Genomic DNA, 24,506 nt, shown 5'->3' on the forward strand with positions numbered 1-24,506 from the left:
CCCTGTGTAATATACTGTTTATTTATACAGGTATATTATCGGTTTGACAACAAGGGGCATTGATTTTTTAACGTTTTACCGTCCAGTTAACGGTTTCGCCCGCCAGGAAGGGGATCAGCGTGTCATCCGTCAGCGCAATGGACTCCTCAACGTGGCTCGCTTTACGCTCCAGTTCGATGAAGCTGTCGTTGACCGGCAGGCCGTAGAAGCGCGGGCCGTTAAGGGAGCAGAACGCTTCGAAATGTTCCAGCGCGTTCATCTCTTCAAATACGGTCGCGTAGCTGGCAAGCGCCGTTGGGGCGTTGAAGCAGCCTGCGCAGCCGCAGCTTGCCTCTTTACGGTGGCGGGCGTGAGGCGCGGAGTCGGTGCCGAGGAACGCGCGGGAGAACCCGCTGGCAACCAGCTCGCGCAGCGCCTGCTGGTGGATGTTGCGCTTGAGAATCGGCAGGCAGTACAGGTGAGGGCGCACCCCGCCCACCAGCATGTGGTTACGGTTAAACATCAGGTGCTGCGGCGTAATGGTGGCGGCGATAAGATCGTTGCCGTCGCGCACGTACTCTGCCGCGTCTTTGGTGGTGATATGCTCAAAGACCACTTTAAGCGCGGGCAGGCGCTGGCGCAGAGGCTCCATCACGGTCTCGATAAACCGGGCTTCACGGTCGAAGATGTCAATCTCGGCATGCGTGACTTCACCATGGACCAGCAGCGGCATGCCCAGTTTCTGCATGCGCTCCAGAACCGGCATGATGGCATCAATGCTGGTGACGCCGTGGCTGGAGTTGGTGGTGGCATTTGCCGGATAGAGTTTCGCCGCCGTAAATACGCCTTCGTTAAACCCACGCTCCACTTCGTTAGGGTCCAGCGAGTCGGTCAGATAGCAGGTCATCAACGGGGTAAAATCGTGTCCCGCAGGCACGGCATCCAGGATGCGCTGGCGATAGGCTATCGCGGCATCGACGGTGGTGACTGGTGGAACCAGGTTAGGCATGACAATCGCGCGGCCATAAATTTCGCTGGTATAAGGCACGACGGTTTTCAGCATATCGCCATCACGCAGATGGATATGCCAGTCGTCAGGGCGGCGGATTTTAAGAACCTGGGGTTGTGCAGTCATGGAAGCTCCGGCTTGTCAGGAATCAGTCATAAGGATGGCTGTTTTTGCCGGACACAAATCATAAGCGGAAACGTTTTCGTTTGCACACTTTTCCGTAAAAAAAAGGGCGCCGCAGCGCCCTTCAGGTTAATCGGTGAAAGGAATGATGATTTCACCCGGCTTAACCTCTATTCCTTTTGCGTATTTTTTCGCCAGGGCTTCGCCCTTGCTTTTATCTTCGCTTAAGACGTACGCGGGCTGCTGGTTGAAATAATTACGCAGCGACTGGTTGAGATAGGGCATCAGGGTTTGCAGAACCGGCGCCATCTTGTCCGGCGACACCTGCGCATCGACGACTTCCATCTCCTGGAGGAAAATCGCCCCTTTCTCTTTGTTGAAAACGGGAAGTGCCTTCAGCTTGAGCTTGATGTTGGCTTTCTGATTGCCAAAGAGGGAGGACATATCAAGATCCGCGTCACCGGCCAGGGTGACTTTGTTTGGCTCTTCACGTCCGATCTGGCTGGTCAGATTCGTGAGCACGATATGCGCGTCCGCCAGCCCCGGCACGCCAATGTCTTTCGAGAAATTGTTATGTTTTTCCAGCGCCTGATTAATTTCCTGTTCACTGACGGTATATTGCGTGAGCTGGTTACAGCCAACCAGCAGACCGCTGACAACTAATGCAGCGGCAAAGACAATTTTCTTCATAGTGTTCCTCAACGAAAAATCGGCGCTTCTGTCCTGTTACGCCAGTATGTCAGCGGGAATGGGCAGAAACCAGCAGAAAAAACTGAGAAGTGGGGCGGGAGGGACTCCCGCCCGAGGGAAAGCCTACGCGCCAGGCTCGAGCATGCCGCTCGCGCTGCGTTTCTGGCTGAACTGCCACCACAGGGCAAGGAGCGTCATAAAGCCCACCACGCCGAGCATCATCCACGGGAGTTCGGGCTGGTTTAACGCTTTGCCGGCATCAAACAACCAGCCGCCTCCGGCGTAACCTAATGCGCCACCAAGCGCCAGCCCCAGCCGGCTGAAACCCATATAGCTGCCGCGCGCACGCGCATCCGCAAGGGAGGCGCTCAGCGTTTCACGGGCAGGCTCGGCGATGATCGACCCTATATAGAAGGTGCAAATCAGGGTAAACAGCTGCTGGAGAGAGTTCACCAGCCCGATCGGCATCATGCTCAGCGTCATCAGGAACAGCCCGGCCATCAGGCGATGCTCCAGACGAAAACGCCGTTCGCTCCAGCGGGCAATCGGATAAAGCAGCGTTAACGACAGGCAGGCTTCGATGGCGTACATCCATTTAACGGCAGCAGGCGTGCCAGCAATGTCGTTAACCATGATCGGCAGCATCAGCATGACCTGCACAGCCAGCATGTAGTAGCCCGTCAATGTCAGCACATAGGTGACAAAACGTTTGTCGCGCAGGACGCGGCCAAGCCCTTCCCGGACAGGTGCTTTGACCGTCGACAGTTTCCAGGCGGGCAGGAACAGGCCATTAAACAGCGCGCACAGAATAAAGAGCACCGCCCCAGCCGCGCAGACCAGACGGAAGTCGTACTGCAGCAGCCAGCTTCCCAGCAGGGCGCCAACAACCGCCCCGGCGCTGTCCTGCATCATCAGAATCGAGAAGAAGCGGCCGCGGTGCTGCGGGCGAATAAGCTTCACCACCAGCGCGGTGCGTGGCGGATCGAACAGCGTGCCCCCGATACCGGAGAGGAAACAGGAGAACCAGAGCAGCCAGGGCTCCTGAGCGACCGCCATTGTGGCAAAGCCTGCCGCGCGCAGCAGCATACCGGTCACGATCATCGGTTTAGCGCCAAAGCGGTCGGCAATGGCCCCACCAAAGACCCCCAGGCCCTGCTGGACAAACTGGCGTAACCCCAGGGCAATGCCGACCATTAACGCCGCCCAGCCCATTTGATCGACAAAGCGAATCGATATCAGCGGGAAAACGACAAAAAAGCCGAGCACGACCAGCATGTTATCGACGAGCAGGAAATATTTACCCAGGCTCCTGGCCTGTGATACGCGGGACATTTTCCCTCCAGGGAAAATAAGATGGTGAGCACGCTAACATTCTGCGGTGTCGCCGCGTTTTTTCCCACCCCTGAACGCGACAATATTTTTTTATCAAAAGGGTGCTTTGATAGAGAGTTCTCATCGAAAAGTGTGAAAAGAGGTGAAAATGGTATGTCACTGTTTTCACAGACGGCGCAGGCGCAGGTATAGTAAAGCTAATGGGTAAGCTGAAGTGACGGGAAGGAGTGGTAACGATGTTTGGCTATCGCAGTAATGTGCCAAAAGTGCGTCTGACAACGGACAGGCTGGTCGTTCGTCTGGTGCATGAGCGTGATGCCTGGCGTCTGGCGGATTATTACGCCGAGAATCGCCAGTTTTTAAAACCCTGGGAACCCGTTCGGGATGAGAGCCATTGTTACCCTTCCGGCTGGCAGGCGCGCCTCAGCATGATTACGGAATTTCACAAGCAGGGCAGCGCGTTTTATTTCGCGCTGCTGGATCCTGAAGAGAAAGAGATTATCGGGATCGCCAATTTTTCAAACGTGGTGCGGGGATCGTTTCATGCCTGCTACCTTGGCTACTCCATCGGCCAGAAATGGCAGGGGCAGGGGCTGATGTACGAGGCGTTAACGGCGGCGATCCGCTATATGCAACGCACGCAGCATATCCATCGCATCATGGCGAACTATATGCCGCATAATCAGCGCAGCGGCAATTTGCTGGCGCGTTTAGGGTTCGAGAAAGAGGGTTACGCCAAAGACTATCTTTTGATAGACGGAGAGTGGCGCGACCACGTTCTGACGGCGTTAACCACCCGGGACTGGACCGCAGGTCGTTAAGGAGAAAAGATGAAGTATCAGCTAAACGGTACAGAAGCGCGCGTGATTGGGTGCTTACTCGAAAAACAGGTCACCACGCCGGAGCAGTATCCGCTCTCCGTCAACGCCGTGACCATGGCCTGCAACCAGAAGACCAACCGCGAGCCGGTGATGAACCTCAGCGAGCATGAGGTTCAGGACGTGCTCGATGCATTGGTAAAACGCCACTATCTGCGCACCGTCAGCGGCTTCGGCAACCGCGTGACCAAATACGAACAGCGCTTTTGTAACTCCGAATTTGGCGACCTGAAGCTGAGCAGTGCGGAAGTGGCGGTCATCACCACGCTGCTGCTGCGCGGGGCGCAGACACCGGGGGAACTGCGCACGCGCGCTTCCCGTATGCATGAGTTCAGCGAGATGCAGGAGGTCGAGCAGACCCTGGAAGGGCTGGCTTCTCGCGAAGACGGTCCATACGTGGTGCGTCTGGCGCGCGAGCCGGGCAAACGCGAAAGCCGCTATATGCATCTGTTCAGTGGTGAAGTTGATATTTCAGTTAAATCCAGCGCAACCGATATTAGTGCTGGAGATGACGATTTGGTTGCCCGCGTAGAGGCGCTGGAAGATGAGGTCGCCGGGCTGAAACAGCGTCTGGATGCGTTGCTGGCACATTTGGGAGACTGACGGTGAAAAAATTACGCGTAGGCGTGGTGGGGCTGGGCGGTATCGCGCAAAAAGCCTGGCTGCCTGTTTTAGGTGCGGCGACGGACTGGACCCTGCAAGGGGCATGGTCACCCACCCGAGAAAAGGCAGAACGTATCTGCGAAACCTGGCGCATGCCGTATGCTGCCTCATTGCAGGATCTGGCCCGCGAGTGTGATGTGGTATTTGTCCATACTTCAACGGCAACCCATTATCAGGTGGTGAGCGAGCTGCTCAATTTGGGGGTTCACGTCTGCGTGGACAAACCGCTGGCGGAAAATGTTCAGGATGCCGAGCGGCTGATTGAACTGGCCGCGCGCAAAAAACTGACGCTGATGGTCGGTTTCAACCGCCGCTTCGCACCGCTTTATCAGCAGCTTAAGGCACAGTCGGGCACGCTTTCCTCGCTGCGGATGGATAAACACCGCACAGACAGCATCGGGCCGAACGATCTGCGCTTCACGCTGCTGGATGACTATCTGCACGTTGTGGATACGGCGCTGTGGCTCGCCAGCGGCAATGCACAGCTGCAAAGTGGCACGCTACTTACGAACGAGCAGGGTGAAATGGTCTACGCCGAACATCATTTCGCGATTGACCATCTACAGATCACGACCAGCATGCATCGTCGTGCGGGGAGTCAGCGTGAATCCGTCCAGGCCGTCACCGACGGCGCGTTGTACGATATAACCGACATGCGTGAATGGCGGGAAGAGAAGGGCAGCGGCGTGGTGACGCTACCTGCCCCTGGCTGGCAGAGCACGCTTGAACAGCGCGGTTTTGCCGGTTGTGCCCGTCACTTTATCACCTGCGTGCAAAATCAGACGGTTCCTGAAACGTCCGGTGAGCAGGCCATCATGGCGCAGCGCATTGTGGAAAGGCTCTGGCGCGAGGCCATGAGCGAATAACTCGCTGTAACATCTGCGGATAGTAATTCGTTGAAATCCGGTTAGACTAAGCGCCGCTTGTTGGCTTTGCCGGGTGGCGCTTAGGCTCACCTGGCCTACAAATCCGTATGGTTCTGGAAATTCACGTTAATGAACTTATTAAAATCGCTGGCGGCCGTCAGCTCGATGACCATGTTTTCCCGCGTGCTGGGTTTTGCGCGCGACGCCATTGTGGCAAGGGTATTTGGTGCAGGGATGGCCACGGACGCCTTTTTCGTCGCGTTCAAGTTGCCGAACCTGCTGCGTCGTATTTTTGCTGAAGGGGCGTTTTCCCAGGCATTCGTGCCTATCCTGGCGGAATATAAAAGCAAGCAGGGTGAAGACGCGACGCGCGTCTTTGTCTCTTATGTCTCCGGGCTGCTGACGCTGGCTTTGGCGGTGGTGACGGTACTCGGGATGCTGGCCGCGCCGTGGGTGATTATGGTGACCGCGCCCGGTTTTGCCGATACGGCCGACAAGTTTGCCCTGACCTCGCAGCTGCTGCGCATTACTTTCCCCTATATTCTGCTCATCTCGCTGGCCTCGCTGGTGGGAGCGATCCTGAATACCTGGAACCGCTTCTCTGTTCCGGCGTTTGCGCCAACGTTTCTCAACGTCAGCATGATCGGCTTTGCCCTGTTCGCTGCGCCGCACTTCAACCCGCCGGTGCTGGCGCTGGCCTGGGCGGTCACCGTGGGCGGCGTGCTGCAGCTGGCGTATCAGCTGCCGCATCTGAAAAAAATCGGCATGCTGGTGCTGCCGCGCATCAATCTCAAAGATGCCGGGGCGATGCGCGTCATCAAGCAGATGGGGCCCGCTATTCTCGGCGTCTCCGTCAGCCAGATCTCGCTGATTATCAACACCATCTTTGCCTCGTTCCTCGTGTCCGGCTCGGTTTCCTGGATGTACTACGCCGACCGTCTGATGGAGTTCCCGTCCGGAGTGCTGGGCGTGGCGCTGGGGACCATCCTGCTGCCGTCGCTGTCGAAAAGTTTTGCCAGCGGTAATCATGATGAGTATTGCCGCCTGATGGACTGGGGGTTACGTCTCTGCTTCCTGCTGGCCCTGCCAAGCGCGGTGGCGCTGGGTATTCTGGCCAAACCGCTGACGGTGTCGCTCTTCCAGTACGGGAAATTCACCGCCTTTGATGCCGCCATGACCCAGCGCGCGCTGATTGCCTACTCGGTCGGATTGATGGGGCTGATCGTCGTTAAGGTGCTGGCGCCCGGGTTCTACTCGCGTCAGGATATCAAAACGCCGGTGAAAATTGCCATTGTGACGCTGATTATGACGCAGCTGATGAACCTGGCGTTTATTGGTCCGCTGAAGCATGCGGGCCTGTCATTATCGATTGGTCTGGCGGCCTGTCTGAATGCCGGACTGCTGTACTGGCAGCTGCGCAAGCAGGATATTTTTACACCGCAGCCGGGCTGGGGAAGTTTCCTGGTGCGTCTGATCGTGGCGGTACTGGTGATGTCTGCCGCGCTACTCGGCATGATGTACGTGATGCCGGAGTGGTCTCAGGGCACCATGCCCTACCGTCTGATGCGGCTGATGGCCGTGGTAGGCGTCGGGGTGGTGGCGTACTTTGCCACGCTCGCGGTGCTGGGCTTCAAAGTGAAAGAGTTTGCCCGTCGGACGGCATAAACGCCAAAAGGGGAGTTCACCTTATGGTGCTCCCCGCTGCATGATTTGTCGCTGATGCGTCAAATCGAAATCTTTTTCACACCCGCAATACGCGCAGTCGCTGTCTGACCATCCGCACCGTACAGTCCGGTTTCTTTATGCGGTTTCAGCACCTCAAGCGCCTGCTGATTACGCTCAATCTGACCTTCCAGTAGCCAGCCGTTATGCTGGTTAAGATCGCGCAGGTGCTGGGTTTTTTCGGTAATGGTCTGCCAGCGCTCAATAATATCGTCATTGGCGCTGCGCTTCGGATCCTGCTCAGCGCGGCGTTGTTGCTCCAGATAATCCAGCGTCGCCAGAAGCGAACTCTTATCTTCAGTAATACGCTGCAGCGCGCTGCCGTTGATGTGACCGGAAGAGAGATGCTGTTGTTCAGCGTCCATTACCGTTTTCAGGTCGTTCAGGACAACCGTCATTTGATCCAGTATTTCTGACAGTCGACTCATACGGTTAGTTACTCTGTAAGAAACTCTGTGCTTCCTGAATCAGGGCATCAGCGATCTTGCTGGTATCCATTTTCAGTTCACCGTTACGAATAGCCGTTTTCAGCGCTTCAACACGTTCCATATTGATATCGTTGGTGCCTGGCTGCATCAGTTTCGCCTGCGCATCGCTCAGGGTCACGCTGGTGCTGTTGGACGTTGACGGTTTTTCCAGACGCGTTTTTTGCGCAGGAGCGTCATTCGTTTCGCGAGGTTGTACAGCGCTTACCGGCTTCAGGGCTGATGTACGATCAATGCTCATAGTGTTGTCCTCATCGAGGGTTCGCGGCGTTTGCGCCTGACATCATCATTAGTGGAATATTTATCGGCACGCGCCGCGAAATCTTTAAAAAGATTATAGGTTAATCAGAATATTCCCATCAGAATCGACGGTTCCGCTCACCACCTGGCCTGAGGACATTCTGACGCGGATGTTTTGCGCCACCGCGGCATTGTTTAACGCTTTCCCTTCACTGTTGATACTAAAGCCCTCTCCGTTGGCCACCACCATCACCTGCTGGCCCGCTTTTATCCGCCATGCCTGGCGCAGCATTGAGAGCTGTATCGGCTGGCCTGGTGCAACATCACGCAGGCTGACGGCGTCCTGTGCCTGGTTTATTTCCAGCATGGTGCGTGGAGGCAGCTGATCCAGACGGCCGCGTTTTAACGTCACGCTGTTCGTCTGCAGTACGCTGCCGCGCGCAATGGGCACGGCGGCGACAACATAATTGCCCGTCGCCTGAACTGCAACCTGTAAATAGCGTTTTTCGTTGGCGCAGCGTGCCAGCACGTTCACATTTCCCCAAAGCTTTGTGAACCCCACCACGCTGAACGAAGGCTGGTCACACGTCGGGTACAGATTCGGTGGCGTGCGCACGGTAACGGTAACGTCATCGCTAAAGCCTGCCAGCTTCTCAGCAAAGAAAGCCGTCAACTGATCCTGTAAGCCTTCAGCCTGCACCAGCGGGCTAAACAGCCAGAAAATTGCCATCAGGCCACGTTTTAACGTTTGCATCGCAAGTTCCACCGTTTCCAGAGTTGAATGAATTCTACCTGCAGTGGTTTTGCATCAACGCAATAAATAGCGACGCATTTTGCGCTTATTCCGTCGATAGGGGAGACCGGGTGAGATTTAAGCTGTGAACTGAAATTTTGCCATCAGCGGAGGAGACATGCTCGATAAACTCGACGCCGCGTTACGTTTTCAGCAGGAAGCGCTCAATTTACGCGCCCAGCGGCAGGAGATTTTAGCCGCCAACATCGCTAACGCCGATACCCCGGGGTTTCAGGCGCGCGATATTGATTTTTCCAGTGAACTCAAAAAGGTGATGGAGCGTGGACGTGCCGAAGGAACGGGTGTTGCACTTGCCATGACATCCTCTCGCCATATTCCTGCTCAGGCGATGACCGCGCCAGCGACCGATTTACTTTACCGCATTCCCGATCAGCCCTCACTCGACGGTAACACCGTGGATATGGACCGGGAGCGTACGCAGTTTGCCGATAACAGCCTGAAATACCAGACGGGCCTGACCGTACTCGGCGGACAAATCAAAGGCATGATGAACGTCCTGCAGGGGGGGAACTGATAGATGGCCTTGCTGAATATTTTTGATATCGCCGGTTCGGCGTTAACCGCGCAGTCCAAACGCCTGAACGTGGCTGCCAGTAACCTGGCAAACGCCGACAGCGTCACCGGACCCGACGGCCAGCCTTATCGTGCCAAACAGGTTGTCTTTCAGGTCGATGCTGCGCCGGGCGCGGCGACGGGCGGCGTGAAGGTGTCTGATGTGGTAGAGAGCCAGGCGCCTGACAGGCTGGTGTATGAGCCGGGTAACCCGCTCGCGGATGCCAGCGGATACGTGAAGATGCCAAACGTGGATGTGGTGGGTGAGATGGTGAACTCCATGTCGGCTTCCCGTAGCTACCAGGCCAACGTCGAAGTGCTTAATACCGTGAAGAGCATGATGCTCAAAACACTCACTCTCGGCCAGTAAAGGAGACATGCATGTCCATCGCCGTAAATGTGAATGATCCTACGAACTCGGGTGTTAACAACACAAAGAGTACGACGGGTTCTAACTCCCTGACGGGGAGTAACGCCGCCGATCTTCAGGGCAGCTTTCTGACGCTGCTGGTGGCGCAGCTTAAGAACCAGGATCCCACCAACCCAATGCAGAACAACGAACTGACCACGCAGCTTGCGCAGATCAGCACCGTGAGCGGCATTGAGAAACTGAACACCACCCTCGGTTCCGTCTCTGGGCAGATTAACAGCGCCCAGTCTCTGCAGGCGGCAAGCCTGATTGGCCACGGGGTGATGATCCCGGGGACCACGATTCTGGCAGGCACCAGCACCACCGACGGCAATACCACCACGACGACCACGCCGTTTGGCGTTGAGTTGCAGCAGGCGGCGGAGAAAGTTACCGCAACCATTACCGACAGCAACGGCACGGTCGTGCGCACCATTGATATCGGTGAGCTGAAGGCGGGCGTTCACACCTTTACCTGGGATGGCAGCCTGACCGACGGCACGAAAGCACCAAACGGTTCCTACAAAGTAGCGATCAGCGCCAGCAACGGGACAACCCAGCTGGTAGCGCAGCCGCTGCAGTTCGCGCTGGTCCAGGGCGTGATTAAAGGAAGCGACGGCAACAAACTGGATTTGGGAACCTCGGGTTCCACCACACTCGACGAAGTTCGGCAGATTATCTAAGCCTTATCACTTATCAGGAGTAAGTCATGGCCTTTTCTCAAGCGGTCAGCGGCCTGAATGCTGCGGCCACCAACCTGGACGTCATTGGCAACAACATCGCCAACTCCGCGACCTATGGTTTTAAATCCGGTTCTGCATCATTTGCAGACATGTTTGCCGGTTCCAAAGTGGGTCTGGGCGTGAAGGTTGCGGGCATCACTCAGGACTTTAGCGACGGCACCACCACCAACACCGGTCGTGGTCTGGACGTTGCCATCAGCCAGAACGGTTTCTTCCGTATGGTTGATTCCAACGGCTCTGTGTTCTACAGCCGTAACGGTCAGTTCAAGCTGGACGAAAACCGTACGCTGGTGAACATGCAGGGCATGCAGCTGACGGGCTACCCGGTAGCGGGTACGCCGCCTACCGTTCAGACCGGTGCGAACCCTCAGGCGATTACTATCCCGAATACCCTGATGGCGGCAAAATCGACCACCACCGCGACGCAGCAGATCAACCTGAACTCAACCGACCCTGTTCAAACGGCCCCTTTCGATGCGACCAACCCGGACACCTATAACAAAAAAGGGACCGTGACCGTATTCGACAGCCAGGGTAACGCCCATAACATGTACGTCTACTACGTGAAGACGGCTGACAATAAATGGGATCTTTACACGCAGGACGGCAGCGTTGCGGGTTCTACAGCAGCGAAAGCGGCGCAGATGAACTTTGATGCGAACGGTAACCTGGCGGGTGTCTATAACTACGACGCTGCGGGTGTACTGAGCGCAACGCCAAACGCCACGCCGGCCATTAACATCACCACGGGCTCCGTTAGCGGTGCGACGGCGGCGACCTTCTCCCTGAGCTTCCTGAACTCCATGCAGCAGAACACCGGTGCGAACAGCGTGGTGGCAACCAATCAGAACGGCTACAAGCCAGGCGATCTGGTCAGCTACCAGATCAACGACGATGGCACCGTGGTGGGAAGCTACTCTAACGAGCAGTCTCAGGTTCTGGGTCAGATCGTGCTGGCAAACTTCGCCAACAACGAAGGTCTGAAATCGGAAGGCGACAACGTATGGTCTGCCTCTCAGTCCTCCGGCGTGGCGCTGCTGGGGACCGCAGGCACCGGTAACTTCGGCAAGCTGACCAACGGCGCGCTGGAAGCCTCCAACGTGGATATGAGTAAAGAACTGGTGAACATGATTGTCGCGCAGCGTAACTATCAGTCGAACGCGCAGACCATCAAAACCCAGGATCAGATCCTCAACACGCTGGTTAACCTGCGTTAAGCGGCTAACAGGAAAGCGCAATGGATCACGCAATATATACCGCGATGGGCGCGGCAAGCCAGACGCTCAATCAGCAGGCCGTTACCGCCAGCAACCTGGCAAACGCCTCAACGCCGGGCTTTCGCGCGCAGCTTAATGCGCTGCGCGCGGTGCCGGTAGAAGGGCTTTCTCTGCCAACCCGTACGCTGGTGACGGCATCTACCCCTGGCGCAGATATGACGCCTGGGCAGATGGACTATACCTCACGCCCGCTGGATGTTGCCCTGCAGCAGGACGGCTGGCTGGCGGTGCAAACGGCCGACGGCAGCGAAGGCTATACCCGTAACGGGAACATCCAGGTGAGCGCGACGGGCCAGCTGACGATTCAGGGGCATCCGGTGATGGGGGAAGCGGGTCCGCTGACCGTGCCGGAAGGCTCTGAGCTGACTATCGCCGCGGACGGCACCATTTCGGCGCTGAACCCAGGCGACCCGGCCAACACCGTTGCGCCCGTCGGACGTCTGAAGCTGGTTAAGGCGGAGGGCAAAGAGGTGCAGCGTGGCGATGACGGCATGTTCCGTCTGACCCAGGCGGCGCAGGCGACGCGGGGTGCCACGTTACAGGCCGATCCGAGCATCCGCGTGATGTCCGGCGTTCTGGAAGGCAGTAACGTCAAGCCGGTCGAAGCCATGACCGACATGATCGCCAGCGCCCGCCGTTTTGAAATGCAGATGAAGATCATCAGCAGCGTGGATGAAAACGCGGGCAAGGCTAACCAACTTCTGGCTATGAGTTAACAGGACTCCTTATGATCAGTTCTTTATGGATCGCGAAAACAGGCCTGGACGCCCAGCAAACCAATATGGATGTGATTGCCAACAACCTGGCAAACGTGAGCACCAATGGTTTCAAGCGTCAGCGCGCCGTTTTCGAAGATTTGCTTTATCAAACCATCCGCCAGCCGGGGGCGCAGTCTTCTGAACAGACGACGCTGCCTTCGGGCCTGCAGATCGGTACCGGTGTTCGCCCGGTGGCCACCGAGCGTCTGCACAGTCAGGGCAACCTGTCTCAGACCAACAACAGTAAAGACGTAGCAATCAAAGGGCAGGGCTTCTTCCAGGTGCAGCTGCCTGACGGGACCTCTGCTTATACCCGCGACGGTTCGTTCCAGGTCGATCAGAACGGCCAGCTGGTGACGGCGGGCGGTTTCCAGGTCCAGCCTGCGATCACCATCCCGGCCAACGCCCTGAGCATCACCATCGGACGTGACGGTGTGGTCAGCGTGACCCAGCAGGGACAGGCCGCGCCGGTTCAGGTTGGGCAGCTCAACCTGACCACCTTCATGAACGATACCGGTCTGGAAAGCATTGGTGAGAACCTCTACACCGAAACGCAATCTTCCGGTACGCCAAATGAAAGTACGCCAGGCCTGAACGGTGCGGGCCTGCTGTACCAGGGCTATGTTGAAACCTCCAACGTGAACGTGGCGGAAGAGCTGGTGAATATGATCCAGGTTCAGCGCGCGTATGAAATTAACAGTAAAGCAGTGTCGACGACCGACCAGATGCTGCAGAAACTGACGCAACTCTAAGGTGTAGCCCGGTGCGGTAAACGCCGCGCCGGCTCCCTGTTTTCGAAGATGAAGGCAATGCAAAAAAACGCGGCGTTTCGTTATCCGATACTGACTGTTCTGGCTGTCACCCTCAGCGGGTGTGCTTTGATCCCGTCCAAACCATTGGTCCAGGGTGCGACGACTGCCCAGCCCGTTCCTGGCCCTGCGCCAGTGGTAAACGGCTCCATTTTCCAGACCGCGCAGCCGATTAATTACGGCTATCAGCCGCTGTTTGAAGATCGCCGCCCGCGTAACGTCGGCGATACATTGACCATTGTGCTGCAGGAAAACGTCAGCGCGAGCAAGAGCTCGTCGGCGAATGCCAGCCGCGATGGCAAAACCAATTTTGGCTTCGATACCGTGCCACGCTATCTCGAAGGGCTGTTCGGCAACGCGCGTGCTGATGTGAACGCGTCCGGCGGCAACACCTTTAACGGCAAAGGCGGCGCGAACGCCAGCAACACCTTCAGCGGTACGCTGACGGTCACGGTTGACCAGGTACTGGTTAACGGCAACTTACATGTTGTGGGTGAAAAACAGATCGCCATCAACCAGGGCACTGAATTCATTCGCTTCTCGGGCGTGGTTAACCCTCGCACCATCAGCGGCACCAACACCGTTCCGTCCACCCAGGTGGCGGATGCGCGCATTGAGTACGTCGGTAACGGCTATATCAATGAAGCGCAAAATATGGGTTGGCTGCAGCGCTTCTTCCTTAATTTATCACCGATGTAAGCGAGGTGACCCATGTTTAAATCGATCTTCGCCGTGGCGCTTGCGCTGGTGGCAACGTTTGCCCAGGCTGACCGTATTCGCGACCTCACCAGCGTTCAGGGCGTACGTGAAAACTCCCTGATTGGCTACGGTCTGGTGGTGGGTCTGGATGGTACCGGTGACCAGACGACCCAGACGCCGTTCACCACCCAAAGCCTGAACAACATGCTTTCCCAGCTCGGCATTACCGTGCCGGCGGGAACCAACATGCAGCTGAAAAACGTGGCGGCAGTAATGGTCACCGCGTCCTACCCGGCGTTTGCGCGTCAGGGACAAACCATTGACGTGGTGGTCTCCTCAATGGGTAACGCCAAAAGCCTGCGCGGCGGTACGCTGCTGATGACCCCGCTGAAAGGCGTCGACAGCCAGGTCTATGCGCTGGCGCAGGGGAACATACTGGTCGGCGGTGCGGGAGCATCCGCAGGCGGAAGCAGCGTGCAGGTGAACCAGCTCAACGGCGGACGGATTACCAACGGGGCGATCATTGAGCGTGAACTGCCGACCCAGTTTGGCGCGGGCAATACCATTAACCTGCAGCTCAATAATGAAGACTTCACGATGGCGCAGCAGATTGCCGATACCATCAACCGCAGCCGCGGCTACGGTAATGCAACGGCACTCGATGCGCGCACCGTACAGATCCGTACCTCTACCGGCAGCAGCAACCAGGTGCGCATGCTGGCAGATATCCAGAATATGGAAGTGAACGTTCCGGTCCAGGATGCGAAGGTGATCATCAACTCCCGTACCGGCTCGGTGGTCATGAACCGGGAAGTGTCGCTGGACAGCTGTGCCGTGGCGCAGGGTAACCTCTCCGTGACGGTAAACCGCTCCGCGAACGTGAGCCAGCCGAATACGCCATTTGGTGGCGGTCAGACGGTGGTGACGCCGCAAACGCAAATTGATATGCGTCAGAGCGGCGGGTCACTGCAAAGCGTGCGCTCCAGCGCCAACCTGAACAGCGTGGTGCGTGCCCTGAATGCCCTGGGGGCAACGCCGATGGATCTGATGTCCATCCTGCAATCGATGCAAAGCGCGGGCTGCCTGCGCGCCAAACTGGAAATCATCTAATGCTGACCGATAGCAAACTGTTGACCAGTGCAGCCTGGGACGCCCAGTCGCTCAACGAACTGAAAACCAAAGCAGGTAAAGACCCGGCGGCGAATATCCGCCCGGTCGCCCGCCAGGTGGAAGGGATGTTTGTACAGATGATGCTGAAAAGCATGCGCGAAACCCTGCCGAAAGACGGGATGTTCAGCAGTGATTCAACGCGTCTCTACACCAGCATGTATGACCAGCAGATTGCGCAGCAGATGACTGCGGGTAAAGGCCTCGGTCTGGCTGACATGATTGTGAAACAGACCGAAGCCGCGCAGGGCATTCAGCCTCAGGAGCAGCCGCAGCAGGTGCCGATGAAGTTCGACCTGGAAACGGTGACCAGCTATCAGAACCAGGCCCTGACGCAGCTGGTGCGTAAAGCGATGCCAAAAGCCACGGGCAGCGGCGATGAGCCGCTCTCCGGTGACAGCAAAGACTTCCTGGCGCAGCTTTCTCTGCCTGCGCGCCTTGCCAGCGAACAGAGCGGCGTGCCGCATCACCTGATTCTGGCGCAGGCCGCGCTGGAGTCGGGCTGGGGTCAGCGTCAGATCCGCAAGGAAAACGGCGAGCCGAGCTTCAACATCTTCGGCGTGAAGGCCACCTCCAGCTGGAAGGGGCCGACAACGGAGATCACGACCACCGAATACGAGAACGGTGCGGCGGTGAAGGTCAAAGCCAAATTCCGCGTCTACAGCTCTTATCTGGAAGCCTTGTCCGATTATGTCGGCCTGCTGAGCCGAAATCCGCGTTATACCGCCGTTACGCAGGCGGCGACGGCGGAGCAGGGGGCTCAGGCGCTGCAAAACGCGGGCTACGCGACTGACCCGAACTATGCACGTAAGCTCACCAGCATGATCCAGCAGCTGAAATCCATGGGCGAGAAGGTCAGCAAAGCCTATAGCACAGATATTGAAAATCTGTTCTGAAAGTTCTCAAGTCCCGGTGGAGGTTGCCGATAACCTTCATCAGGACTCGTGTCTGAACGTATAAAAGGAACCCCCATGTCCAGTTTGATTAACAGCGCCATGAGTGGCCTCAGTGCTGCGCAGTCGGCACTCAATACCGTCAGTAATAATATTTCAAGCTATAACGTGGCAGGTTACACCCGCCAGACCACGGTGCTGGGTGCATCTAACAGCACGCTGACCGGCGGTGGCTGGGTGGGTAACGGGGTCTATGTCTCCGGTGTCCAGCGTGAGTATGACGCCTTCATCACCAACCAGCTGCGCGCCGCGCAGACGCAGAGCAGCGGTCTGACGACGCGCTACCAGCAGATGTCAAAAATCGACGACGTGCTCTCCGATACCACCAACTCGCTCTCCACCACGCTGCAGGATTTCTTCAAGAGTCTGCAAACGCTGGTGAGCAACGCGGAAGATCCGGCTGCACGTCAGACGGTGCTGGGGAAAGCGGGCGGTCTGGTCAATCAGTTTAAAACCAACGATCAGTATCTTCGTGACCAGGATACGCAGGTGAATACCGCCATCTCAAGCAGCGTATCTCAGATCAACAACTACGCGACGCAGATTGCGAATCTGAACGATCAGATTTCTCGTCTGACCGGCGTCGGTGCGGGTGCTTCGCCAAACGACCTGCTCGACCAGCGCGATCAGCTCGTGACTGAACTGAACAAAATCGTGGGCGTGGAAGTCTCCGTACAGGATAGCGGCACGTTTAATATCTCTCTCGGCAATGGTTACAGCCTGGTGCAGGGCAGCAAAGCCAGCCAGCTGGCTGCCGTGAAGTCCAGCGCCGATCCGGCGCGTACGACCGTCGCCTACGTCGATGACGTGGCGGGTAATATTGAGATCCCCGAGAAATTTATCACCACCGGTTCTTTAGGCGGTTTACTGACCTTCCGTAATGAAGATCTGGATAAAGCGCGTAACACTCTGAACCAGATGGCGCTGGCCTTTGCCGATGCGATGAACACGCAGCATGAAGCCGGTTTTGATGCAAACGGTGATGCGGGCGGTAAGCTGTTCAACTTTGGTTCTCCTGCGGTGCTGTCCAACAGCAAGAACGGCGGATCGGCGGTTGTTACGGCCTCTGTGGCGGACAGCAAACAGGTCCAGGCGACTGACTATAAGCTGCAGTTTAACGGCACTGACTGGACGGTCACCCGCACATCAGACAAAACCAGCTTTACGATGAGCCCGGATGCCAGCGGTAATCTGTCGTTTGATGGCCTTAACGTCAACGTGAGCGGTACGGCAAATACCAAAGACAGTTTCACCGTGAAGCCGGTTTCCAACGTCATCATGAACATGGATCTGGCGATCAGCGACGAGTCCAAACTGGCGATGGCGTCGGTACAGAACGGCGGCGAAAGTGACAACCGTAACGGTCAGAAACTGCTCGATCTGCAAAACGGCAAAGTGGTGGGTGGAAATAAAACCTTCAACGATGCGTATGCCTCTCTCGTCAGTACCGTCGGTAGCACCACGGCGTCACTGAAGGTGAGCAGCCAGACGAAAGCCAATGTGGAAACGCAGTTAATCAAGCAGCAGCAGACCATCTCTGGGGTAAACCTCGACGAAGAGTATGGCAATTTGCAGCGTTATCAGCAGTATTACCTGGCGAACGCCCAGGTTCTCCAGACTGCCAGTACGCTCTTCGATGCAATTATCAACATTCGTTAAGGTTGAGGTGAATAATGCGTATTAGCACCCAGATGATGTATGAGCAGAACATGCGCGGGATCACTGATTCCCAGAGCAGATGGCTGAGCTACGGTGAGCAAATGTCCACCGGTAAGCGCGTTAACCGTCCTTCGGACGATCCTATCGCCGCGTCGCAGGCCATCGTTCTGTCGCAATCTCAGTCGCAAAACAGCCAGTTCGCGCTTGCGCGTACCTTTGCAACGCAGAAGGTCTCGCTGGAAGATAACGTGTTAACCCAGGTGAACACCGCAATCTCAAGCGTGCGCGAGAAGTTAGTTTACGCGTCCAACGGCACATTAAGCGATGACGACCGTCTTTCTCTGGCGACCGATATCCAGGGGATCCGCGATCAGCTGATGAACCTGGCCAACACGACGGATGGCAATGGTCGCTTTATCTTCGCGGGATACAAAACCGAGAGCGCACCGTTTGATGCCGTGACCGGGGATTATAACGGCGGCGCAGAGGCCATCTCGCAGCAGGTTGATACGGCGCGAAATATGACCATTAGCCATACCGGACAGCAAATTTTCGAAAGCATTACCAGTAATGCGGAACAGCTGCCGGGCGGTGGATATGGCCAGACCAACATGTTCAAAATCCTGGATTCTGCCATTGCGTCCCTGAAGACACCGATTGAGAACGATCCGGCTGCCGCAACGGCGCAAAACCAGGTGATTGCCAATGCGCAGATCGGCATCAAAAACGCCCAGAACAACGTCCTGACGGTCGTTGCGGATGTGGGAACCAAGATGAACGAGCTGGAAAAACTCGATACGCTGGGAGATGACCGCGCCCTGGGTCAGACTAAGCAGATGAGTGATCTGGTGGATGTCGACTGGAACGAAGCGATTTCCTCTTACACCATGCAGCAGGCGGCCTTGCAGGCGTCTTATAAAGCGTTTAGCGATATGCAGGGCATGTCTCTGTTCCAGCTGAACAAATAACATCTTGACCTCTTGGAACATGTCTTGAAACTGGGCATGTTTTACTGCCCAATCCGTCTGGATTGGGCATTTTTTTTATGCGGCTTCTGCGGGTACGGAGGCGACACGCGCGCTTTCTATCAGACGGATGGCCAGCGCAATGGCGCCACTGACTGTCGACAGAGCGACCACACCCGTCCAGCCAGCCAGCGAGTAGATATTGCTGCCTAACGCGGAGCCCAGCGCCATCCCGATAAAGACCACCGTAAAGAGCAGGGCATTGAGACGACCACGCGCCTGCGGTTCAAGGCTGTAGACCAGGTTCTGGTGAGCGACCAGGCTGGACTGCAGACCCAGGTCGAACCCGACGGCAGAGACGGCGATCAGCATCAGCTGTCCATGAACGCTCAGCGCGGGCATCAGGAACATCAGGGCGAATGAGACGGTCACAAGGACGGCACCAAGCTGCGTGACTTTTCCTGCGCCCAGTTTGTCCGCCAGACCCCCCGCCAGCGGGGCGGCTAATGCACCGGCGGCACCCGCAATACCAAACCCACCCGCTACGGCACTGCCAAGGTGATAGCGTTCCAGCAGCATGACCGCGAGCGTTGACCAGAAGGCGCTGAAGGCAATCGACAGAAAACCCTGAGCCAGCGCCGCGCGGCGCAGCGCCGGATAACGACGCCACAGATGTTCCATTGAACGCATCAGCGCGGGATAGCTCAGCGTGGAGTGAATGGCAAAACGGGGAAGCACAAACCACATCATCACCCCGATGAACGCAATGCTCGCCGCCGCCAGCTGGTACATGACGCGCCAGCCAAACGCTTCGCCCACTACGCCGCTCACGGTTCTTGATAATAAGATACCCATCAGCAGCCCGGTCATTACCGTGCCCACGGTTTTCCCCTGTTTACCTTCTGGCGCAAGAATCGCCGCAGCAGGGACAATATCCTGTGCCATGGTGGCGGCCATGCCGATGAGCAGGCTTGCCAGCAACAGAGAATGGATCTGCCCGGTCAGGCTACAGCCGAGAAGAAACAGCGCCAGCGCTGCGCTTTTAATCAGAATTAACGTCCTGCGGTCGTGGCGATCGCCCATGGGAAGCAGGAACAGGATACCGAGCGCATAGCCTGCCTGAGTTAACGTTGGGACCAGACCCATACCTTCAATGCTCAGATGCAGATCGGCACCCATCAGCGGCAGCAGGGGCTGCGCGTAATAGATTGATGCCACGCTGAAACCGGCCCCCAGAGCCAGCATAAAAATCACCCAGCGGCTTACAGCATGGGGAGTCGTTGTTGTGTTCATAAGTTGTTCCTCATTCGTCGTGTGCGGCTATTTTTTATCAGTACGCCTTGCGACGGTAGCGGGCCCGGTGGTAAAACGCTTATACGTTGAACGTATAAGTGAAAATGCAATGAAAAGAGCTGAGCGTATAGACAGGGTGGAGCTAATGCGGACGTTTGTCCGGATAGTGGAGGCGGGTTCCCTCTCTGCGGCGGCGCGGCAGCTGGCCACCACCCAGGCCACGGTGAGCAGACGGCTACAGTCGCTGGAGACCATGCTGGGGGTGCGCCTGATACTGCGCACCACCCACACGACGCGGCTGACGGATGATGGCGAACGCTGCTACCAGCACGCTCGTCGGGTGATTGACAGCTGGCTGGCGCTGGAAGATGAGGTGGGGCAGATGGAAGATGAGCCCGTAGGCGTGCTGCGGGTGCGGGCACCCCACGCGTTTGGTCAGGATCAGCTTCTGAAACCCGTAACCGAATTTTTGCAACGCTATCCGCAGCTTTCGATTGAGTGGATGCTCAACGATCGCTCGGCGGACTTCCTCGGCGACAACCTTGACTGCGCTATTCGGGTGGGCGTGGAGGTCGATCCGGCGACCGTATCCGTGCTGCTGGCGGAAGTGCCGCGCTCGGTAGTCGCCTCTCCGGCACTGCTGGCCCGCTTCCCGGCGGTGAATACGCCGGAAGATTTGCAGCAGTTTCCCTGGATAGCGATCAGCTCTTTCTACCAGCGCCACGTGGAGCTATTTCATGATGCCTCGCCCACCACCGCGCGGATTGCTATTACGCCACGCCTCAGCACCGACAGCCTGTATGTCGCACGCAATACGGTGCTCACCGGTCTCGGTGTGGCGGTGGTATCCAGCTGGACGGTACAGGATGATATTCGGGAAGGGCGGTTGGTGCATTTGCTGCCGGAGTGGCAGCCAGCGGCGCTGCCGGTGCATCTGGTTTACCCCTGGTCCCGTTATTATCCGGCACGCTTGCGGCGTTTTCTGGAGCTGATGCGGCAGGTCATGCCGGAGGTCTCCGGGATGAGAAGGCCCGTGCAGCAGCCATAAAAAAAGCCGACCCTAAGGTCGGCTTTTTACTTTCAGCGTCGTTATTCGACAGACTGCGGGCGCGTTGCCGGTGCAGTCGCCTGATGCGTTGCACTGTGGCCGCCAGCAGCGCCTTTACCGTCGAAGCTGAATGCCGGGCGTACCCAGTCACTGTGACGCGGAGCTTCTGGCACGTAATCCGGCGCCGGAGCGCGGGTCATCGGTGCTGTCGCCACGTGGGCAGCGGCTGGCGCAGAGACAACCGGTTCAGGTTTCACTTCAGGCGCTTTCGGTTCTTCAACAACCGGTTCAACCTCAACCTCAATCTCAACGTCCTGAACGACTTCTTCAGTGGTGGTTTCAACGATAGCTTCAGCGGTGTCTTCCACTGCGGCTACAGGTTCAGCCTCTTCAGCAACTTCCTCAGCCACCACGACATCTTCTTCAGCAATAAGCTGCGGTGCGGCATCAACCGGCGCGGCAATTACTTCCGGATGAGTGGTTTCGACTTCAACTGCCTGAGGTGCTTCCGTTTCAACAACCTGAGGTTCAACCACGGTTGCCGCTTCAGTCACAACGTCTTCTACCGCTGCCGCAGGTGCAATCACCTCTTCGGTTACAGGCTGCTCTTCAACAACCTGCTCCGGGCGAGCAACCGGGTAGCGGATCCAGACTTTGCCGGAAGCCATTTCTGGCGAAGCACAGGCAATGGTCAGCGGCATTGGCGACTGAGTTGGGTAACGCTCGTCACGATAGCGACGACGGCGCTGGCCGCTGACGCGCAGATGACGTGGGGAACGGCGTGAACGGCGCGGCATACCGGCGTTATCACGGTTTTCACCGTTTTCATCCTGCTCAACGTTGTTTTCAACGACCGCTGGCAGATCAACTTTCGCCAGCTGAGTGCCGGTTGCGTTCTCGCGGGTTTCAACTGCGACAACGGTTGACTCTTCGGTTGCCTCGGAGGCGAAGCGGACTTTCTGAGCAAGCTGGCGCTGCTTACGGCGCGGCATAACCTGAGTACGTTCTTCCTGCTCGCCGTCCTGCTGTTCAACAGGCTCTTCGCGGTTCAGGTTTTTGACTTCCTGCTGTGCCTGACGCTTCTCGTCGTTACGACGACGGTTGCGTTCACGGCGCGGCTGCTGGTCGTCACGCTGTTTGCTCTTCTCAGACTCATCGCCCGCCTGCTGGCGAATTTCACGATCTTCAACATTCTGCTGCTGTTTCTCGCGACGGTTGCGACGGTTGTCTTCGCGTTGCTCACGACCTTCGTTATTTTCAGAACGGTTGTCGCGGTTGTCACGACGCTCGCTGCGGTCATTACGATCGCTACGGTCGTTACGATCGCGGCGGTTGTTCTGACGCTTACGGCGGTCCTGCTGGCGTTCAGGCTTGGCCGCTTTTGGCTCTTCCTTCGGCTGTTCTGGCTGAGCTTCTTCTTCAGCAAACATCTTCTTCAGCGCGCCAAAGAAGCGGCTCAGCAGACCCGGCTGCGCCGGCTGGGTTTTCGCTGCTGCTGGTTTCTGCGCTTCAGGTTTAGCCGCAGGTTTTTCCAGGGCCGCTTCCGGTGGGGCTTCTGGCATGATAAAGGTCGCTAACGCAGGCTGCTCAGGCAGTTTGCGCTCGGCTGGCTCTTCATCGGAAGGCAGGGCCATCTCTTCTTCGTGCAGCTTCGGCAGCAGGTAGCTGAGCGTGGACGTCTCTTCGCCTTTACGGACACGCAGCACGTGATAGTGCGGAGTTTCCATCTGGTCGTTTGGCACGATGATGCAGCGGACGCCGCCCTGACGCGCTTCAATGGCACTTACCGCAGCACGTTTTTCGTTCAGCAGGTAGGAGGCAATTGGCACAGGAACAATCGCGTGAACCTCTTTGGTATTCTCTTTCAGCGCTTCTTCTTCAATCAGACGCAAGATAGAGAGGGACAGCGATTCGTTATCACGCACGGTACCGGTGCCGGAGCAGCGAGGGCAAACGTGATGGCTGGACTCACCCAGCGACGGGCTCAGGCGCTGACGGGACATCTCCAGCAGGCCAAAGCGTGAGATATGGCTAATCTGGATACGCGCTCTGTCCTGACGCACCGCTTCGCGCAGACGGTTTTCTACCGCACGCTGGTGGCGAACAGGGGTCATGTCGATGAAGTCGATAACAATCAGACCACCCAGGTCGCGCAGGCGGAGCTGGCGGGCGATTTCATCAGCGGCTTCAAGGTTGGTGTTGAAGGCGGTCTCTTCGATATCGCCGCCGCGAGTTGCACGCGCGGAGTTGATGTCGATAGCGGTCAGCGCTTCAGTGGTATCGATAACGATAGAACCGCCGGACGGCAGACGCACTTCACGCTGGAAGGCGGATTCAATCTGGGATTCGATCTGATAGTGGCTGAACAGCGGGATTTCACCGGTGTACAGTTTAATTTTGCTGGTGAAATCCGGACGACCCAGCGCGGCGATGTGCTGGCGCGCCAGCTCAAGCACTTTCGGGTTATCGATCAGAATCTCACCGATGTCCTGACGCAGATAGTCACGGAAGGCACGCACGATCACGTTGCTTTCCTGGTGGATCAGGAACGGAGCAGGGCGGCTTTCCGCTGCTTTCTGGATGGCTTCCCAGTGCTTCAGACGGAAGCTCAGGTCCCACTGCAGCGCTTCGGCTGATTTGCCCACGCCCGCGGTACGCACGATAAGCCCCATGCCATCAGGCAGTTCAAGGCTTGCCAGCGCTTCTTTCAGCTCGGTACGGTCATCACCTTCGATACGGCGAGAGATGCCACCCGCACGCGGGTTGTTAGGCATCAGCACCAGATAGCTCCCTGCCAGGCTGATAAAGGTGGTCAGTGCGGCACCTTTGTTGCCACGCTCTTCTTTATCAATCTGAACGATAACTTCCTGACCTTCACGCAGAACATCTTTGATGTTTGGTCGGCCATGGGCGTTGTAGTTTGCAGGGAAATATTCGCGGGCGATTTCTTTCAGGGGGAGGAAACCATGACGCTCAGCACCGTAATCGACAAATGCAGCTTCAAGGCTTGGTTCAATGCGGGTGATTTTACCTTTGTAAATGTTCGCTTTTTTCTGTTCGTGTCCAGGACTTTCGATATCCAGATCGTACAGGCGCTGCCCATCCACAAGGGCGACACGCAACTCTTCTTGCTGAGTTGCGTTGATTAACATTCTTTTCATCGTAACTTACTCGTTATTCTTACATTGACGACAAAGCTGCGGGCAAGGTGACGCTTTCCGGGGTATGAACCGATGGCCTCGTGTCTGTTCACGTCGCCAACCTCACGGTTGTCGCTCGCTTAAGAGGCGCAGAGTGTCGGTTGCCTGTATTTCATACGGAAACACAGCGCAATTATCAGGGGAATTGCCTGGGTAGAACTCTCCAGAGAACA

General features: G+C 57.0%; 24 protein-coding genes. 16 read left to right on the plus strand and 8 right to left on the minus strand.

Features of this window, described 5'->3' with window-relative positions; translation table 11 throughout:
• Positions 1-67: 67 nt before the first annotated feature.
• From pyrC to mdtH, 3 genes are all read right to left on the minus strand, one after another.
• Positions 68-1,114 (minus strand): dihydroorotase, encoded by a 1,047-nt coding sequence (pyrC, locus tag AC0TNG_RS23460; RefSeq protein WP_032650832.1) that lies wholly within the window; start codon positions 1,112-1,114, stop codon positions 68-70.
• Positions 1,115-1,240: 126 nt separating this feature from the next.
• A complete protein-coding gene (locus AC0TNG_RS23465; RefSeq protein ID WP_023311126.1) occupies positions 1,241-1,801 on the minus strand; it encodes a lipoprotein in 561 nt (186 codons plus the stop codon).
• A 123-nt stretch (positions 1,802-1,924) separates the two neighbouring features.
• Positions 1,925-3,133, minus strand: a complete 1,209-nt coding sequence (gene mdtH, locus AC0TNG_RS23470; RefSeq protein WP_024909006.1) for a multidrug efflux MFS transporter MdtH — start codon at positions 3,131-3,133, stop codon at positions 1,925-1,927.
• A 236-nt stretch (positions 3,134-3,369) separates the two neighbouring features.
• Between mdtH and rimJ the strand changes: the two genes are divergently transcribed.
• From rimJ to murJ, 4 genes are all read left to right on the plus strand, one after another.
• A complete protein-coding gene (gene rimJ / locus AC0TNG_RS23475; RefSeq protein ID WP_348560899.1) occupies positions 3,370-3,954 on the plus strand; it encodes a ribosomal protein S5-alanine N-acetyltransferase in 585 nt (194 codons plus the stop codon).
• Between the two features lie 9 nt (positions 3,955-3,963).
• A complete protein-coding gene (locus tag AC0TNG_RS23480) occupies positions 3,964-4,614 on the plus strand; it encodes a YceH family protein (protein WP_061715550.1) in 651 nt (216 codons plus the stop codon).
• Between the two features lie 2 nt (positions 4,615-4,616).
• Positions 4,617-5,540, plus strand: a complete 924-nt coding sequence (locus AC0TNG_RS23485; protein WP_248163977.1) for a Gfo/Idh/MocA family protein — start codon at positions 4,617-4,619, stop codon at positions 5,538-5,540.
• 129 nt (positions 5,541-5,669) lie between these two features.
• Positions 5,670-7,205, plus strand: a complete 1,536-nt coding sequence (gene murJ / locus AC0TNG_RS23490; RefSeq protein ID WP_024909009.1) for a murein biosynthesis integral membrane protein MurJ — start codon at positions 5,670-5,672, stop codon at positions 7,203-7,205.
• Positions 7,206-7,264: 59 nt separating this feature from the next.
• Here the strand turns inward: murJ and flgN are convergent, their stop codons facing one another.
• From flgN to flgA, 3 genes are all read right to left on the minus strand, one after another.
• Positions 7,265-7,690, minus strand: a complete 426-nt coding sequence (flgN, locus tag AC0TNG_RS23495; protein WP_008500818.1) for a flagella biosynthesis chaperone FlgN — start codon at positions 7,688-7,690, stop codon at positions 7,265-7,267.
• A gap of 4 nt (positions 7,691-7,694) precedes the next feature.
• Positions 7,695-7,988, minus strand: a complete 294-nt coding sequence (gene flgM, locus AC0TNG_RS23500) for a flagellar biosynthesis anti-sigma factor FlgM (protein ID WP_032639635.1) — start codon at positions 7,986-7,988, stop codon at positions 7,695-7,697.
• 93 nt (positions 7,989-8,081) lie between these two features.
• A complete protein-coding gene (gene flgA, locus AC0TNG_RS23505; protein ID WP_024909011.1) occupies positions 8,082-8,741 on the minus strand; it encodes a flagellar basal body P-ring formation chaperone FlgA in 660 nt (219 codons plus the stop codon).
• Positions 8,742-8,898: 157 nt separating this feature from the next.
• On the opposite strand from flgA, the gene flgB reads away from it, so the two are divergent.
• The 11 genes from flgB to flgL all read left to right on the plus strand — a co-directional run bounded on the left by flgB (position 8,899) and on the right by flgL (position 18,795).
• Positions 8,899-9,315, plus strand: a complete 417-nt coding sequence (gene flgB / locus AC0TNG_RS23510; RefSeq protein ID WP_023311135.1) for a flagellar basal body rod protein FlgB — start codon at positions 8,899-8,901, stop codon at positions 9,313-9,315.
• 3 nt (positions 9,316-9,318) lie between these two features.
• A complete protein-coding gene (gene flgC / locus AC0TNG_RS23515) occupies positions 9,319-9,723 on the plus strand; it encodes a flagellar basal body rod protein FlgC (RefSeq protein ID WP_008500814.1) in 405 nt (134 codons plus the stop codon).
• An 11-nt stretch (positions 9,724-9,734) separates the two neighbouring features.
• Positions 9,735-10,445, plus strand: a complete 711-nt coding sequence (gene flgD, locus AC0TNG_RS23520; protein ID WP_473713173.1) for a flagellar hook assembly protein FlgD — start codon at positions 9,735-9,737, stop codon at positions 10,443-10,445.
• Between the two features lie 26 nt (positions 10,446-10,471).
• Positions 10,472-11,722, plus strand: coding sequence for a flagellar hook protein FlgE (gene flgE / locus AC0TNG_RS23525; RefSeq protein ID WP_473713174.1), 1,251 nt, complete (start codon positions 10,472-10,474; stop codon positions 11,720-11,722).
• Between the two features lie 20 nt (positions 11,723-11,742).
• On the plus strand, positions 11,743-12,498 hold the full coding sequence (locus AC0TNG_RS23530) for a flagellar basal body rod protein FlgF (protein ID WP_008500811.1): 756 nt from the start codon (positions 11,743-11,745) through the stop codon (positions 12,496-12,498).
• An 11-nt stretch (positions 12,499-12,509) separates the two neighbouring features.
• Entirely contained in the window at positions 12,510-13,292 is a 783-nt protein-coding gene (gene flgG, locus AC0TNG_RS23535; RefSeq protein WP_008500810.1) for a flagellar basal-body rod protein FlgG, read from the plus strand.
• Positions 13,293-13,349: 57 nt separating this feature from the next.
• A complete protein-coding gene (gene flgH / locus AC0TNG_RS23540; protein WP_024909015.1) occupies positions 13,350-14,048 on the plus strand; it encodes a flagellar basal body L-ring protein FlgH in 699 nt (232 codons plus the stop codon).
• A gap of 12 nt (positions 14,049-14,060) precedes the next feature.
• Positions 14,061-15,158 (plus strand): flagellar basal body P-ring protein FlgI, encoded by a 1,098-nt coding sequence (locus tag AC0TNG_RS23545; RefSeq protein ID WP_029740346.1) that lies wholly within the window; start codon positions 14,061-14,063, stop codon positions 15,156-15,158.
• The gene (gene flgJ / locus AC0TNG_RS23550) at positions 15,158-16,111 is read left to right on the plus strand and encodes a flagellar assembly peptidoglycan hydrolase FlgJ (protein WP_024909017.1); all 954 of its coding nucleotides are present in this window, start codon (positions 15,158-15,160) and stop codon (positions 16,109-16,111) included. Before AC0TNG_RS23545 ends, flgJ begins: the two co-directional genes overlap by 1 nt.
• A gap of 75 nt (positions 16,112-16,186) precedes the next feature.
• Entirely contained in the window at positions 16,187-17,827 is a 1,641-nt protein-coding gene (flgK, locus tag AC0TNG_RS23555; RefSeq protein ID WP_024909018.1) for a flagellar hook-associated protein FlgK, read from the plus strand.
• Positions 17,828-17,841: 14 nt separating this feature from the next.
• Positions 17,842-18,795, plus strand: a complete 954-nt coding sequence (gene flgL, locus AC0TNG_RS23560) for a flagellar hook-associated protein FlgL (protein ID WP_024909019.1) — start codon at positions 17,842-17,844, stop codon at positions 18,793-18,795.
• Between the two features lie 75 nt (positions 18,796-18,870).
• Here the strand turns inward: flgL and AC0TNG_RS23565 are convergent, their stop codons facing one another.
• Positions 18,871-20,085 (minus strand): MFS transporter, encoded by a 1,215-nt coding sequence (locus AC0TNG_RS23565; protein WP_473713175.1) that lies wholly within the window; start codon positions 20,083-20,085, stop codon positions 18,871-18,873.
• A 145-nt stretch (positions 20,086-20,230) separates the two neighbouring features.
• Here AC0TNG_RS23565 and AC0TNG_RS23570 point away from each other — a divergent pair, with 145 nt between their 5' ends.
• Positions 20,231-21,133, plus strand: coding sequence for a LysR family transcriptional regulator (locus AC0TNG_RS23570; RefSeq protein ID WP_473713176.1), 903 nt, complete (start codon positions 20,231-20,233; stop codon positions 21,131-21,133).
• 41 nt (positions 21,134-21,174) lie between these two features.
• Here the strand turns inward: AC0TNG_RS23570 and rne are convergent, their stop codons facing one another.
• Complete coding sequence (gene rne, locus AC0TNG_RS23575) at positions 21,175-24,294, minus strand: ribonuclease E (RefSeq protein WP_473713177.1); 3,120 nt, start codon at positions 24,292-24,294, stop codon at positions 21,175-21,177.
• Between the last annotated feature and the right edge of the window lie 212 nt (positions 24,295-24,506).

It is taken from the genome of Enterobacter sp. PL_is514, from assembly GCF_055816715.1.